The sequence below is a fragment of the Caballeronia sp. GAWG1-5s-s genome (genome assembly GCF_023631445.1).
Lineage (GTDB): Bacteria > Pseudomonadota > Gammaproteobacteria > Burkholderiales > Burkholderiaceae > Caballeronia.
This window is the reverse complement of record NZ_JALQDC010000003.1, coordinates 236,441-251,870: the sequence shown is the minus strand read 5'-3', so window position 1 is coordinate 251,870 and position 15,430 is coordinate 236,441. Positions and strand designations below refer to the sequence as shown.

General features: G+C 64.8%; 13 protein-coding genes. 10 read left to right on the top strand and 3 right to left on the bottom strand.

What is annotated here, in order from left to right; genetic code table 11:
• Positions 1–69 precede the first annotated feature (69 nt).
• A complete protein-coding gene (gene icd / locus NCR34_RS03570) occupies positions 70–1,326 on the bottom strand; it encodes an NADP-dependent isocitrate dehydrogenase (protein WP_250499068.1) in 1,257 nt (418 codons plus the stop codon).
• A 218-nt stretch (positions 1,327–1,544) separates the two neighbouring features.
• Between icd and NCR34_RS03565 the strand changes: the two genes are divergently transcribed.
• The 10 genes from NCR34_RS03565 (at position 1,545) to NCR34_RS03520 (ending at position 12,678) form a co-directional block, all read left to right on the top strand.
• Positions 1,545–2,120, top strand: a complete 576-nt coding sequence (locus tag NCR34_RS03565) for a pseudouridine synthase (RefSeq protein WP_250499067.1) — start codon at positions 1,545–1,547, stop codon at positions 2,118–2,120.
• Positions 2,121–2,467: 347 nt separating this feature from the next.
• Positions 2,468–2,686: a hypothetical protein gene (locus tag NCR34_RS03560; RefSeq protein ID WP_248321421.1), complete on the top strand. Its 219-nt coding sequence runs from the start codon at positions 2,468–2,470 to the stop codon at positions 2,684–2,686.
• A 333-nt stretch (positions 2,687–3,019) separates the two neighbouring features.
• Positions 3,020–3,490: a DUF192 domain-containing protein gene (locus NCR34_RS03555; protein ID WP_502800048.1), complete on the top strand. Its 471-nt coding sequence runs from the start codon at positions 3,020–3,022 to the stop codon at positions 3,488–3,490.
• Positions 3,491–3,772: 282 nt separating this feature from the next.
• Positions 3,773–5,878 carry an elongation factor G gene (gene fusA / locus NCR34_RS03550; protein WP_248321419.1) on the top strand — a complete coding sequence of 702 codons (2,106 nt, stop codon included), beginning with the start codon at positions 3,773–3,775 and terminating at the stop codon, positions 5,876–5,878.
• Between the two features lie 102 nt (positions 5,879–5,980).
• Positions 5,981–6,460 (top strand): cupin domain-containing protein, encoded by a 480-nt coding sequence (locus tag NCR34_RS03545; RefSeq protein ID WP_206467685.1) that lies wholly within the window; start codon positions 5,981–5,983, stop codon positions 6,458–6,460.
• Positions 6,461–6,590: 130 nt separating this feature from the next.
• Positions 6,591–8,252, top strand: a complete 1,662-nt coding sequence (locus tag NCR34_RS03540) for an ABC transporter substrate-binding protein (protein ID WP_250499066.1) — start codon at positions 6,591–6,593, stop codon at positions 8,250–8,252.
• A complete protein-coding gene (locus NCR34_RS03535) occupies positions 8,249–9,268 on the top strand; it encodes an ABC transporter permease (RefSeq protein ID WP_502800040.1) in 1,020 nt (339 codons plus the stop codon). Before NCR34_RS03540 ends, NCR34_RS03535 begins: the two co-directional genes overlap by 4 nt.
• Entirely contained in the window at positions 9,265–10,116 is an 852-nt protein-coding gene (locus tag NCR34_RS03530; protein WP_250499065.1) for an ABC transporter permease, read from the top strand. The genes NCR34_RS03535 and NCR34_RS03530 overlap by 4 nt, the downstream gene beginning before the upstream one ends.
• Positions 10,113–12,194 (top strand): ABC transporter ATP-binding protein, encoded by a 2,082-nt coding sequence (locus tag NCR34_RS03525; protein ID WP_250499064.1) that lies wholly within the window; start codon positions 10,113–10,115, stop codon positions 12,192–12,194. Before NCR34_RS03530 ends, NCR34_RS03525 begins: the two co-directional genes overlap by 4 nt.
• 76 nt (positions 12,195–12,270) lie before the next feature.
• Positions 12,271–12,678, top strand: a complete 408-nt coding sequence (locus tag NCR34_RS03520; protein ID WP_250499063.1) for a Rap1a/Tai family immunity protein — start codon at positions 12,271–12,273, stop codon at positions 12,676–12,678.
• A gap of 130 nt (positions 12,679–12,808) precedes the next feature.
• On the opposite strand, the gene NCR34_RS03515 is transcribed toward NCR34_RS03520, so the two are convergent.
• Together NCR34_RS03515 and aspT are read right to left on the bottom strand one after the other, a co-directional pair.
• Positions 12,809–13,654, bottom strand: coding sequence for an aldo/keto reductase (locus NCR34_RS03515; protein ID WP_250499062.1), 846 nt, complete (start codon positions 13,652–13,654; stop codon positions 12,809–12,811).
• A gap of 66 nt (positions 13,655–13,720) precedes the next feature.
• Positions 13,721–15,409 (bottom strand): aspartate-alanine antiporter, encoded by a 1,689-nt coding sequence (gene aspT / locus NCR34_RS03510; RefSeq protein WP_250499061.1) that lies wholly within the window; start codon positions 15,407–15,409, stop codon positions 13,721–13,723.
• Between the last annotated feature and the right edge of the window lie 21 nt (positions 15,410–15,430).

Here is a 15,430-nt window from a genome sequence, read left to right as displayed (position 1 = left end):
GTAAAACCCGGCTTCGCGCCGGGTTTTTTATGCTTGCTCAACCGTAGAATGCGCGCCGCCAGCGCGGCGTCACATGTTCTCGATCATCACCTCGCCGAATCCCGAGCACGACACCTGCGTCGCGCCTTCCATCAGCCGCGCGAAGTCGTACGTCACGCGCTTCGAAAGAATCGACTGCTCCATCGACGCGATGATGCGATCCGCCGCCTCTGTCCAGCCCAGATGGCGCAGCATCATTTCGGCGGACAGAATTTCCGAGCCCGGGTTCACGTAATCCTTACCGGCGTACTTGGGCGCGGTGCCGTGCGTGGCCTCGAACATTGCAACGGAGTCCGACATGTTCGCGCCCGGCGCAATGCCGATGCCGCCGACCTGCGCCGCGAGCGCATCGGAGATGTAATCGCCGTTCAGGTTGAGCGTGGCGATCACGTCGTATTCCGCCGGACGCAGCAGGATCTGCTGAAGGAACGCATCGGCGATCACGTCTTTCACGACGACGTCCGCGCCCGTCTTCGGGTTCTTCACCTTCATCCATGGGCCGCCGTCGATCAGTTCGGCGTTGAACTCCTTCTGCGCGAGCGCGTAACCGTAGTCGCGGAACGCGCCTTCGGTGAACTTCATGATGTTGCCCTTGTGCACGAGCGTGACCGAGCGCCGGTTGTTGTCGATCGCATACTGGATCGCCTTGCGCACGAGCCGCTCGGTGCCTTCGCGCGACACCGGCTTGATGCCGAGCCCCGACGACTCCGGGAAGCGGATCTTCTTCACGCCCATTTCATCGCGCAGGAACGCGATCACCTTCTTCGCTTCCGCCGATTCGGCCGGCCATTCGATGCCCGCGTAAATATCTTCCGAGTTCTCGCGGAAGATCACCATGTCGACCTTGTCCGGCTCGCGCAGCGGCGACGGCACGCCCTTGAAGTAGCGCACCGGGCGCAGGCAGACATACAGGTCGAGTTGCTGCCGAAGCGCAACATTCAGCGACCGGATGCCGCCGCCGACGGGCGTCGTGAGCGGTCCCTTGATCGAAACGACGTAATCCTTCACGACATCGAGCGTTTCGTCCGGCAGCCAGACGTCCGGACCGTAGACGCGCGTGGCCTTTTCGCCGGCAAAGATTTCCATCCAGTGAATCTTGCGCTTCCCGCCGTAGGCCTTCTCGACCGCGGCATCCACCACCTTGAGCATGACCGGCGTGATGTCGACGCCCGTGCCGTCGCCCTCGATGTACGGAATGATCGGCTGATCCGGAACGTTGAGCGAGAAATCCGCGTTGACGGTGATTTTTTCACCGCCCGCCGGAACCTGGATGTGCTGATACGACATGGTCGACTCCAATGAAGGCCGGACTTGATGATTGGTTGCGCGGACGCTCGCTGCGCCAGCGCTTTCATTCTAGCCACGGCGGGCGCACGGAAGGCCCTCGCCCGGCGCGGCAATGAGAGAAACGGATCGCGATCCATTATGCATTAAGATGCCGCATTCACGCCCCGCCGCCCTGCCGCGCGGCGCGCACGCCTGCCACCTGTTCCGCTCGTCTGCCGATGCCGCTCATCGCTCTGAATAAACCGTTCGGCACGATCTGCCAGTTCTCCGCGCACGAAACGCGCGCGTCGCTCGGCGACTTCGTGAAGGTGCCGGGCGTCTATCCGGCGGGCCGGCTCGATGCGGACAGCGAGGGCCTCCTGCTGCTCACCGACGACGGCGCGTTGCAGGCGCGCATCGCGGAGCCGCGCCACAAGCTCATCAAGCGCTATTGGGCGCAGGTCGAAGGCGCGCCCGGCGACGATACGCTCGCGCGTCTCGCGAAAGGCGTCGATCTCGGCGATTACGTGACGCGGCCATGCAAGGCGGCCTTCGTCGCGGAGCAGGACGTCGAGCGGCTGTGGCAGCGCAATCCGCCGATCCGCTACCGCGCCGCCATCCCGACGACGTGGATCGAGCTCGCCATCACCGAAGGGAAGAACCGCCAGGTCCGGCGCATGACGGCGGCCGTCGGCTTTCCGACGCTGCGGCTCGTGCGCGTGTCGATCGGCGCGCTCGACGTGTTTTCGCTCGGACTCGCGCCCGGCGAAAGCGTCGAAGTGCCGGCGCAATCTCCATGGAAAACCGTGCGTTGAATCGGAATCACCTATCGCGCCAGGCGCTTGTGTGAAATGCGCGGATTAGCCCCGTACCTACCCGCGAAGATTTTTTGCATCTCGGCAGTGAATCGCTGCGAAATCGCGTCAACCGACTCTTTCGGCAAGGCGTTAAGGGCCTCAGATGCCGCACAAAGCTATCCGGCATGAACGAAACACCCTTTCGATTATCCTGTGTGCTCCAGGCTTTTTGAAAGGAACAAGCGTTCACAGCCGTATCGAGTTTTTGCCGATACGACTGTCAACCGAAAGGTGGATGGCTCGTTTACCGACATGACTCAATGACCGGGTCGTTTGGTTAATTAACTCAAGCTGAGGATTCACAAATGAACAAACTGATCGCTGCTCTCGTCGCTGGCCTGTTCGCAACGGCTGCATTCGCACAAGCTTCGGCTCCGGAAGCGGCTGCTCCGGCTGCTGCGTCGGCAACGGCATCGGCACCGGCTCACAAGGCTGCGAAGAAGCATTCGCACAAGAAGCATTCGCACAAGAAGTCGCACAAGGCTGCCGCTTCGGCACCGGAAGCTGCTTCCGCAGCTCAGTAAGTTCGTTGTAAGACGCGGTATAGCGAAGCTAAAAACGAGCATTACCGCCGTCTTCACGGCGTTAAAGGGCAGATGGCCGAATGGCAATCTGCCCTTTTGTTTTGCATCCGGCCTTTGCATCGTTTCGTATTTGCGCCGTGAGCTACGTTCGCCGCCTTCGCCCGCGCTTTTTACATTCGCGTCGCGCTTCAAGTAACATGCGCGGGGCTGCTGTTTCTTTCTTAGCGCGGACGACCGATATCCAAGGAGCATCGTGTGAATTCGCTGTTGCTTTCTCTGCGCGCGTTGCGCGTGCCATTTCTTTTTGCTGAATCGATTCGCCGCGCGACCGTCATTCGACGACTACGCACGCTCGTCATCGCGATTCTGCTGCCGTTCGCCGCACTTTCGCTCGCGCAGGCCCAGACGATGCCGCCCGGCGCGAAGCAGCCGTCGGAGTTTCCGCGCGCGAAGCTCACCGCCGGCATGTTCGTGATCGACGCCGCCGTGGCCGCCAACGACGCCGATCGCGAGCAGGGTCTCATGTATCGCACGCAACTCGCCGCGAACGAAGGCATGCTTTTCGTCTTCAATGAAAATGCGGTGCATTGCTTCTGGATGAAGAACACGCTGATCCCGCTGTCGATCGCGTTCATTCGCGCGGACGGCACGATCACCGACATCGACGAAATGGATGCCGAAACCACGAATAACCATTGCCCGCGCAACAACGGCGTCTACGCGCTGGAGATGAGCAAGGGATGGTTTACGGCGAAGGGAATCAAGCCCGGCATGAAAATCAAGGGATTGCCGGGCGCGCAGTAAGCGCAAGTCTGCCTGAACGATACAAACGGCGTGTCGCCTGACGCGCCGTTTTTTTTCGCCCGCGCGGGGCGCGGCGGGACAGTACGAACCGTTTGTCGCAACGTTCGGCAGGGCTGGCAAGATTCCTGCAAGAAGCTGGTCTACGCGCTATCCTAAAAGGATTGCATGGGACGGCAGTAGAGGTTGAAACCCTGAACCCTGACTGCGGTCGACAGCTTTGCATGGGACCGCAGTAAGGGCTGAAGCCCTAACTGCGGTCGACACACCACACAGGAGGTTCACGTGCCCCGCAAGACTCCCATCGAGCGCTATCGCAATATCGGTATTAGCGCCCACATCGATGCCGGCAAAACGACCACTACCGAACGCATCCTTTTCTACACCGGCGTGACGCACAAGATCGGCGAGGTCCACGACGGCGCGGCGACGATGGACTGGATGGAGCAGGAGCAGGAACGCGGCATCACGATCACGTCCGCCGCGACGACCGCCTTCTGGAAAGGCATGGCCGGCAATTATCCGGAACATCGCATCAACATTATCGATACGCCGGGACACGTCGACTTCACCATCGAAGTCGAGCGTTCCATGCGCGTGCTCGACGGCGCCTGCATGGTCTACGACTCGGTCGGCGGCGTGCAGCCGCAGTCGGAAACCGTGTGGCGTCAGGCGAACAAGTACAAGGTGCCGCGCATCGCGTTCGTCAACAAGATGGATCGCGTCGGCGCGGACTTTTTCCGCGTGCAGCGGCAGATCGGCGAGCGTCTGAAAGGCGTCGCGGTGCCGATCCAGATTCCAATCGGCGCGGAAGAGCACTTCCAGGGCGTGGTCGACCTCGTGAAGATGAAGGCGATCGTCTGGGACGACGAGAGCCAGGGCATCAAGTTCACGTACGAAGACATTCCCGACAATCTCAAGGATGTCGCGCATGAATGGCGCGAAAAGATGGTCGAGGCCGCAGCGGAATCGAGCGAAGAACTGCTCGAAAAGTATCTCGAGGACCACGAAAGCCTGACCGAGGAAGAGATCAAGACGGCGCTCAGAAAGCGCACCATCGCGAACGAAATCGTGCCGATGCTGTGCGGCAGCGCGTTCAAGAACAAGGGCGTCCAGGCGATGCTCGACGCAGTCATCGACTATCTGCCCTCGCCGGTGGACGTCCCGGCTATTCTCGGCCACACCGAAGACGACCAGGAAGCGGAGCGCCACCCAAGCGACGACGAGCCGTTCTCCGCGCTCGCGTTCAAGATCATGACCGACCCCTTCGTCGGCCAGTTGATCTTCTTCCGCGTGTATTCGGGCGTCGTGAATTCGGGCGATACGGTCTACAACCCGGTGAAGGAAAAGAAAGAGCGGCTCGGGCGCATCCTTCAGATGCACGCGAACGAACGCAAGGAAATCAAGGAAGTGCGCGCGGGCGACATCGCGGCGGCGGTCGGCCTGAAGGAAGCCACGACCGGCGATACGCTGTGCGATCCGGGCAACATCATCATCCTCGAACGGATGATCTTCCCGGAGCCGGTGATCTCGCAGGCCGTCGAGCCGAAGACGAAAGCCGACCAGGAGAAGATGGGCATCGCGCTCAATCGACTCGCGCAGGAAGACCCGTCGTTCCGCGTCACGACCGACGAGGAATCCGGGCAGACGATCATCTCCGGCATGGGCGAGCTGCACCTCGAAATTCTCGTCGACCGCATGAAGCGCGAGTTCGGCGTGGAGGCGACGGTCGGCAAGCCGCAGGTGGCGTATCGCGAGACCGTGCGCAACAAGGTGACGGATGTCGAAGGCAAGTTCGTCAAGCAGTCGGGCGGGCGCGGCCAGTACGGACACGCCGTCATCACGCTGGAACCGGACCCGGGCAAGGGCTACGAGTTCGTCGACGCCATCAAGGGCGGCGTGATTCCGCGCGAGTACATTCCGGCGGTGGACAAGGGCATTCAGGAATCGCTCAAGTCGGGCGTGCTGGCGGGCTATCCGGTCGTCGACACGAAAGTGACGCTGACCTTCGGCTCCTATCACGATGTCGATTCGAACGAAAACGCGTTCCGCATGGCCGGCTCGATGGCCTTCAAGGAAGCGATGCGTCGCGCGAAGCCCGTGCTGCTCGAACCGACGATGGCCGTCGAAGTGGAAACGCCCGAGGAATTCATGGGCAACGTGATGGGCGACTTGTCGAGCCGGCGCGGCATCGTGCAGGGCATGGAAGACATCGCGGGCGGCGGCGGCAAGATCGTGCGCGCCGAGGTGCCGCTTGCCGAGATGTTCGGCTACTCGACGTCGCTGCGCTCCCTGACGCAAGGCCGCGCGACCTACACGATGGAGTTCAAGCACTACGCCGAGACGCCGACCAACGTGTCGGAAGCGATCATCAACTCGAAGGGGAAATGATCGCCGCCCGGTTGAGGCGCTTCGCCGTGTAATATCGGAAGTCCGTTGCTCGCGCGGTGTCGGCGGCAACGGACTTTGTCTATCCGAGAGACCAGAGGCACCATGAGCGACGCACATCATATCGATTGGCGCGAGAACGGCGTCAAGGTCATCAAGGGCGATCAGCTCGACACCAACACGCCGCAGACGCCGGGCATGAACCGCGCGGCCGCCATCGACGCCGCGCGCGTCGGCGCGCAGAAGATCTGGGCGGGAACGGTCACCATTCATCCGAATGCGAAGACCGGCGCGCACCATCATGGCGCGCTCGAAAGCGTGATCTACATCGTGCGCGGCCAGGCGCGCATGCGCTGGGGCGAGCACCTCGAATTCACGGCGGAAGCTGGTCCGGGCGATTTCATCTTCGTGCCGCCGTACGTGCCGCATCAGGAAATCAACGCGAGCACGGATGAGCCGCTCGAATGCGTGCTCGTGCGCAGCGACAACGAAGCGGTCGTCGTGAACCTGAACATCGACGCGGTGGAAACGCCGGAAGAAGTCTTCTGGGTCGATCCCATCCACAAGCATCCGCACGAGCATTGAGGCGCCGCGCAACTAAGCGGCGCGTTCCTTGCTTCCACGCCGAGACGCGCTGACTTCGCGTGACATCGGCGAAGCGCGCCAGACAACGACATCGCGACAACACGACAACACGCACAGGAAACGATCACCGATGAAGAAAGCATCGACGGGCGCGCATCACCTGGAGCTTGCGCGCGGCAACGCGGGCGAGCTGGGCAATCACGCGATCGACGAGTTCATGGCCGGCCGCCTCACGCGGCGCGAACTGCTGCGGCACGCAAGCGTGCTCGGCTTCGCGCTGTCGGCGGGCGGGCTCTTCGGCATGCCGGCGGCGCGCGCGCAGGGCGCGGGCAAGCCCGGCGGCACGATCCGCGTCGCGCACATGACGCCGGCGGGCGCGGTCGATCCGCTGACCGTCACCGATGCGGCCGGTCTCGTGCTCATCAACCAGACGGGCGAATTCCTGATCGACGACGACAGCGAGACGCTCACGCTGCGCCCTGCCCTCGCGCTCTCGTGGTCGTCCAACGCAACGGGCGATGTCTGGACGTTCAAGCTGCGCCCGAACGTCAAGTTCCACGACGGCCAGCCGATGACCGCGAAAGACGTCGCGGCGACCTTCAATCGTCTGGCCGATCCGGGCGCGGGCTCGGCGGCACTCTCGGTGCTGAAGGGCGTGCTGTCGAAGGATTCGGCGAAAGCGGTCGACGACCACACCGTCGAGTTCCATCTCGACGCGCCCAACGGCAATTTCCCGTACTACGTTTCCTCCGACAACTACAACGCGGTGATTCTGCCCGCGAACTTCAGCGGCCCGTACGAGAAGTCGTTCATGGGAACGGGCGCGCTGAAGCTGGAAAAGTACACGCCGAAGGTCGGCGCGTCGTTCGTGCGCAATCCGGACTACTGGGGCGACAAATCGCTGCCCGACCGCGTGCAGTTCTCGTTCTACGCCGACCAGCAGGCGCAACTCCTCGCGATGCAAGGCCGCCAGGCCGACGTGATGGGCGACTTCACCGTGCAGGGCGGCGTCTCGATGCTGTCGAACCCGCAGTTCAAGGTGCTGGGCGCGAAGTCGAGTTCGCATCGGCAGATCCACATGCGCTGCGACATGGGCGCGTTCAAGGACAAGCGCGTGCGTCAGGCGCTCGCGCTCGCGATCAATCGCGAAGTCATCGTGAAGGGCCTGTTTCGCGGACGGGCGGTCGTCGGCAACGACAGCCCGTTCGCGCCGGTCTTCCCGTCGAGCGATCTCACCGTGCCGCAGCGGCATCTCGACATCGCGAAAGCGAAGCAGCTGATGAGCGAAGCGGGCGCGGCCAACGGCTTCGACATCACGCTCACGACCGAAAAGTACATGGAGATTCCCGACCTCGCCGTGGTCGTGCAGAACGCGGCGAAGGCCATCGGCATTCGCATCGCGCTGAAGGTGGAGAGCCAGGATCTGTATTACGGCTCGGGCACGTTCGGCAAGTCGGACTGGCTGGATTCGCCGCTCGGCATCACGGATTACGGACATCGCGGCGTGCCGAACGTGTTTCTCAATGCGCCGCTCACGAGCAGCGGCACGTGGAACGCCGCGCATTTCAAGAACGCGGAATACGACAAACTCGTCGCGCAGTTCGTCGCGGCGCTCGACGTCGCCTCGCAGAAGAAGCTCTCCGGGCAGATTCAGCGGCTCTTGCTCGACGAAACGCCCGTCGTGATTCCGTACTTCTACGACCAGTTGATCGTCACGCGCGCGAACGTGTCGGGCGTGCGCTTCAACGCCATTTCGCAGATGTGGTTCGACCGCGCGACGGTGGCCGCTTGAGCACGATCACGTCACCGGCCGGCATCGGCGGCAAGCGCAACGGCACGGCGAAGGCGCGGCGCGTGCTGCGCTTCGTCGGCGTGCGCGTGCTGCTCGCGCTCGTCACGCTGTGGCTTCTGTCGATGATCGTGTTCGCGGGCGGCCAACTCTTGCCCGGCGACGTGGGCCGCGCGATTCTCGGCCCGCTCGCCGATGCGCGCGCCGTCGCGGCGCTCAATCATCAACTGGGCGTGGACCGGCCGCTTCTCACGCAATACACCGGCTGGATCACGCACTTTCTGCGCGGCGACATGGGCGAGTCCTACGCGTTTCGCGCGCCGGTTGCGCCGTTCATCGGCGGCGCGCTGTGGAATTCGGCGAAGCTCGGCGCGCTCGCGTTCGTGGTGGTGGTGCCGCTCGGCATCGCGGGCGGCGTCTACGCGGCGCTGCACGCCGGGCGCTGGATCGACCGGTTCATCAGCATCGGCGGACTCACGGCGACGGTCGTGCCGGAGTTCGTGTCGTCCATCGTGCTGATTCTGATCTTCGGCGTGTGGCTGCAATGGCTGCCGATCGAAGCGAGCGCGCCCGCCAACGCGAGCGCGCTCGTGCAACTGAAGCATCTGATTCTGCCGGTGCTGCCGCTCGTCTTCGTGTTCTTCGGCTATATCGCGCGGATGGCGCGCGCAGGCACGGTCGAGGCGCTCGACGCCGACTACACGCGCACCGCGATTCTCAAAGGCTTGCCGCGCCGCGTCGTGATCCTGCGCCATGTGCTGCGCAATGCGCTTCTGCCGACGGTCACGGTCGCCGCGACGCAGCTCGGCTACATGATCGGCGGGCTCGTCGTCGTGGAGACGCTGTTTCACTATCAGGGCATCGGCTCGCTTATCTACAACGCCGCGAAGGCCAAGGACTTTCCGATGCTTGAAGCCGGCGTGCTGACCATCGGCGTGATCTACACGGCGGCGAATCTGATCGCGGATGCGCTCTATGTCGTGCTCAATCCGCGCCTTCGCACCGGAGGCGCGCGATGAGCACGGTCGCCGCCGTCAAACCGAAGCGGTTCGACGCCCTCGGCGCGCTCGCGCGTTCGGCCACGTTCGACGTCGGCGTGCTGATCCTGCTCTTCTGGGTTGCGTGCGCGCTGTTCGGGCACTGGCTCACGCCGCAGGATCCGTACGCGTCGGACCCGCTGAATTCGCTCACCCCGCCTTCCGCGGAACACTGGTTCGGCACGGACCAACTCGGCCGCGATGTGTTCGCCCGCGTGATCGTCGGCTCGCGCGACATTCTCACCATTGCGCCGCTCGCGACGCTCCTCGGCACGGCGGCGGGCACGGCGCTCGGGCTCGTGGTCGGCTATTTCGGCGGCTGGGTGGATGCCGTGGTCGGCCGCGCGATCGACGCGCTGCTCGCGCTGCCGCTCGTGATCGTGGCGCTGCTCGCGCTGGCCGCGGTCGGCGCAAGCAACACGACGGTGATTCTCGTCATCGGCCTCACGTTCGCGCCGATCACCGCGCGCACGGTCCGCGCGGCCGTGCTCGGCGAGCGGCATCTCGACTACGTGCTCGCGGCGCAACTGCGCGGCGAGAACGCCTTCTACATCATGTTCGCGGAGATTCTGCCGAACGTGCTGCCGCCGATCATCGTGGAAGCGACGGTGCGCCTCGGCTACGCGATCTTCGCGGTCGCGACGCTGTCGTTTCTCGGCTTCGGCATTCAGCCGCCTTCCGCCGACTGGGGCCTGGCGCTCTCAGAAAGCTACACGCTGATGGCGGGCGGCGCGTGGTGGACGGTCGTGTTCGACGCGGCGGCGATCGCGTCGCTCGTCGTCGCCGTGAATCTAGTCGCGGATGCCGTGCAAGGAGTGCTCGACCGATGAACGGACCGCCGCCATCGGCTTTCCCCGCGTTCGGCGCGGCCAAGGGCAGCGAGACGGACGCGCTGACGGTGGTCGGCCTGACGGTCGCGTATCGCACGCGCTGGCACGACCGCGATGTCCTGCAAGACGTGACGCTGCGCGTGCGGCGCGGCGAAGCGTACGGGCTCGTCGGTGAATCCGGCTGCGGCAAATCGACGGCCGCGCTCGCGATCCTGCGCTATCTGCCGCGCAACGGCCGCGTGAAGGCGGGCCGCATCACGGTCGGCGGACACGACGTGGCGTCGCTGCCCGCCGAAGCGCTTCGCGTGCTGCGCGCCAACGCCGTGTCGATGGTCTATCAGGACCCGGGCCGCGCGCTCAATCCATCGCTGACGATCGCGCGTCAGGTGTCCGAAGCATTCGAAGCAGCGGGCGCCTCCGCCGACGACGCGCTCGCCCGTACCGTCGAGATGCTGCGCCGCGTGCGCATCGCGTCGCCGGAGCGGGTGATGGAGAGTTATCCGCATCAATTGTCGGGCGGCATGCAGCAGCGCGTCGTGATCGCGATGGCGCTCGCGTGCAATCCCGAACTGCTCATTCTCGACGAACCGACGACCGGACTGGATGCCACCGTCGAAGCCGAAGTGCTCGATCTGATCGCCCAGTTGCGCGCGGAACTGGGCACTGCGGTGCTGTTCATCAGCCACAACCTCGCGGTGATCGGGCGCATGTGCGACCGCGTCGGCGTGCTGTACGCGGGCCGGCTCGTGGAAGAAGGCGCGACCGCCGACGTCTTCGCGAAGCCGCGCCATCCGTACACGGTCGGCCTCTTGCGCTGCCTGCCGACGAGCACGCGCACGAAGGAAACCGGCCGCCTCGACACGATTCCCGGCTCGCTGCCGCTGCCGGGATCGGTCGTGCAAGGCTGCATTTTCGCGCCGCGCTGCAAGATGGCGGACGAACGCTGCGTGAAGCAAGCGCCGCCGCCGTATCGCGTGGCATCGCTTCACGGCGATCAGATGTCGCGCTGTCATTACCACGAGCGCGCGCACCTGTTGCCCCGCTCGACCGGCGAAACGCCGCCGCCCGCGCCGCCGCGCGACGACGCGCCGCTCGCGCTGTCGGCCCGTCACGTGTCGAAGACCTTCCGTGTCGGCGATGAGGACGTGCGCGCCGTCCACGATGTCTCGCTCGATCTCGCGCAGGGCGAAACGCTCGGGCTCGTCGGCGAGTCGGGCAGCGGCAAGACGACGCTCGCGAAACTGCTGCTCGGCCTCGTCTCGCCGGATGAAGGCGCGACGCTCGAACTCGATGGCCAGCGCCTCGCCGAGCGCGTCACGCGGCGCAGCGGCGAGCAGGTCAAGTCGCTGCAGATCGTCTTCCAGAATCCGGATTCGGCGCTGAACCGCGCGCATTCGGTGCGCAGGCTCATTGCGCGGTCGCTCGCGAAGCTCGGCGCGCTGCACGGCGAAGCGAAAGAGCGGCGGCTGCATACGCTGACCGAGGCGGTGCGGCTGCCCGAGCGTTACCTCGGCTCGCGCACGCGGCAACTATCGGGCGGACTCAAGCAGCGCGTCGCGATTGCGCGCGCCTTCGCGGGCGATCCGCGCGTGGTCGTCTGCGACGAGCCGACTTCCGCGCTCGATGTCTCCGTGCAGGCCGCGATTCTGAATCTGCTCGCGGATTTGCAGCGCGAGCGCCGCGTGAGCTATGTGTTCATCTCGCACGATCTGCATGTCGTGCGCTATTTGTCGGACCGCATCGCCGTGCTGTATCTCGGGCGCATCATGGAAATCGGCCGCGCCGCCGATGTGTTCGACGGCCCGCAGCATCCGTACACGGAAGCGTTGCTGTCGTCGGCGCCATCGCTCGACGACACACACGCGGCGCATCAGCGCATCCGGCTGTCGGGCGAATTGCCGAGCGCGGCGAATCCGCCGTCGGGCTGCGTGTTTCACACGCGCTGTCCGCGCAAGATCGGCGAGATTTGCGAGCGCGAGACGCCGCCCAGCCGCGATGCCGGAAACGGCCACGTCATCCATTGCCATATTCCCGTGGCCGAACTGCGAACGCTGCGATCGCGCGAAAACGTGACCTGAAGCAAACGGTCGCCGGAACCAAAGCGCGCCGCTTCGCCTCTCAACGGTTCACTGTTCATACAAGAGGATACCCACGATGAAACGCGCTCTCTCGCTCGCCGCTTCCCTCGCGCTTTGCGTAGCCACGGCCGCTCACGCGCAGTCCGCGCCGACGCCCGGCGCATCGGATCCGAGCTTTTCCGCGTGGTCGCTCGCGCAGCAGTGCGGCCAGAAAGGCGACAACGCCGCGCAGGGACAATGCGTCGGCGCGGTGCGGGGCATCGTGCGCGGGTATCAGTACGGCGTGCTGTTCCTGTCGCAACGCGCGTCGATGCCGGCGAACGAAACGCGGCGCGTGTCGCTGTGTTTGACGGATACGACGGTGTCGTCGATCGTCGATGATTTTCTTTCCGACGCTAAGCAGGTCAGCGAGGCGGATCTCAGGCGCACGCCGGCCGAAGTGGCGGTGCTGGGGTCGGTGCATGCGCATCATGCGTGTTCGTGATTAGGGGCGGTTAGCGGCCGCTCTGGGAAGGCCCGCGGAGGCAATCACGTCTCATCACAGCCAGCGAGCAATAGTCGGGATGACCGACTATTCTGCTCGCTGCTGTTCTTTAGCAACGCCGATATCGCCACTAAAGCATCTCCAACCCCCTCTTTCTCGTGGGCGGGCTGAACTCGCCGTCGATCTGCGCCAACTCCTCCGCCGACAACCGCAAGTCCACCGCCGCGCGATTCTCCCGCACATGCGCGACATCCGCGGCCTTCGGAATCGCGAACACCTCGGGCTGTTGCAGCACCCAGGCAAGCGCCACCTGAAACGCCGACACGCCGCGCGCCGCCGCGATCTTCTCGAGCACGCCGCCGCGCGGCAGCCGCGCATGATCGACCGGGCTGTACGCCATCGCAGGCAGCCGGCGTTCGCGCAGCCACGGCAGCAAGTCGAACTCCGGCCCGCGTCGCGCGACGTTGTAGAGAATCTGATCGGTCGCGCAGGCATCGCCGCCATCGAGCGAGAAAAGCTCCTCCATGTCGTCGGTGTCGAAATTGCTCACGCCCCAATGACGAATCTTGCCGTCGCGCCGCAGCTTCTCGAAGCCCGCGACCACGCCCTGCAAATCTTCGCCGCCGCGCCAGTGCAGCAAGTACAGATCGATGCGATCGGTCTTCAGCCGCTTCAGACTGCGCTCACACGCCGCTTGCACGCCGCGCTCGCTGCCGTTATGCGGATACACCTTGCTCACGATAAATACGTCGTCGCGCACGTCCGACAGCGCCTCGGCGATGAGCTTCTCGCTCTCGCCGTCGCCGTACATCTCGGCGGTGTCGATGAGCGTCATCCCCAGTTCGACGCCTTCACGCAGCGCCGCAATCTCCGCCTTGCGCGCGTTCGGACGCTCGCCCATCTCCCATGTGCCCTGACCGAGTTTCGGGATCGCTTCGCCGTCGGGCAGCGTGACGACGGGTAAGGTATTCGCCATGAAATGCCTCCTTGTTCGCCCGCCGATGATGGCGCAAGGAGCACGCCCGAGCCGCTACACCAGCCCCTACACCAGCCCAACCACGAGCGGCCCGAGCAGCGTCAACAGCACGTTCGCGAGCGCATACGTGACCGCGAAGGCGGCCGTCGGCACCGGGCTTTCCGCCTTGTCGAGCACGCCGCCGAACGCCGGGTTCGCGCTGCGCGAACCGGACAGCGCGCCCGCGAACACCGCTGCGTTGTCGTAGCGCAGCACGTAGCGGCCAAAGAGCATCGTCAAGAGCAGCGGAAACAGCGTGACGAACACGCCGAGCAGGAAGATCGTGAGGCCGCTCTGCTTCACCGTGACGACGGCCTGCAAGCCCGAGTTCAGTCCAACCACCGCGACGAACGCCGCAAGGCCGAAGTCCTTGAGCAACTGCGACGCGGCAGGCGGCATGACGCCGTACATCGGATGCTTGCCGCGCATCCAGCCGAAGACGAGACCCGCGAGCAGGCAGCCGCCGCCCGAGCCGAGCGTGATCGGAATGCCGCCCACGCGCACGACGACGAGCCCGAGCAACAGCCCGATCACGATGCCCACGCCCATATAGATGAAATCGGTCTTGTTGCTGTACGGCAGTTCGTAGCCGGCTGCGTCGACGGCGCGCTTCGTGTCCTGCGGCGAGCCGTAGAACGTGAGCACGTCGCCATGTTCGAGCCGCGTTTCCGGCAGCACGGGCAGCGGCATGCCGGCGCGCGAAATCGCCTGCAGATAGACGCCGTGGCGCATCTCGCGGTCGACCGTCGCGCGCACGGCGGCGATCGTCGTGTGATTCATGCCGCGCCGCGCGAACACGCCCTGGCGCTTTTGCATCACGATGCTGATGCCGTCGCTGTCCGCGACTTCGTCGCCGATGTGCGACGCCGCGCCGGCCATCGCCTCGCGTCGCCCGACGACGAGCACGATATCGCCCGCTTCGAGCGTCGCGTCCGGGCGCGGTTCCAGCGCGTGGCCCGCGCGCCGCACGCGCTCGACGGTGATCAGATCCTGCTCCGCCATCTCGATCTGCGCGACCGTGCGTCCCGCCGCGCCTGCCGCCGTCACGCGATACGCGCGCCCGACGAGCGGCGGCAACGCAGAGACTTGCCCCGGCGCGGGACCGGCATCGCCAGCAAGCGACTTCTCCGCCTCGATCGATGCGTCCTTCAGGCTCTGCCCCATGAATTTCGGCAGGATGTTCACGCACACGATGATCGCGCCGAGCGAGCCGAACACGTACGTCACCGCGTAGGCAATCGCCACATCGCCCTGCAGCGCCTTCGTTTTGGCGGCGGGCAAGCCGAGCCGCGCGATGGCGTCGCCCGCCGTGCCGATGATCGCGGACTGCGTGAGCGCGCCGCCCGCCAGTCCTGCCGCGAGTCCTTTGTTCAGGCCGAACACCTTCGCGCAGACGATCACCGTGACGAGCGCCGTCACCGCGAGAAAAACGGCCATCGCGATCTCGCGTAAGGTCTGCCGGTTCAGCGAGTTGAAGAACTGCGGCCCCGAGTCGTAGCCGACTGCGTAGATGAATACGGCGAACATCACGGACTTCACGCCGTTGTCGATCTGCACGCCGACCTGGCTCACGACGACCGCGGCGATCAGCGAGCCGCCGACGCCGCCCAACTGAAATTTGCCGAAGTTGATCTGGCCGATCAGATAGCCCGTCGCGAGCGACAGAAACAGCGCCGTTTCGGGTGACTTCGCGAAGATCGCGTGGAGCCAGTCCATTGAACCCCCGATGTTCATCGT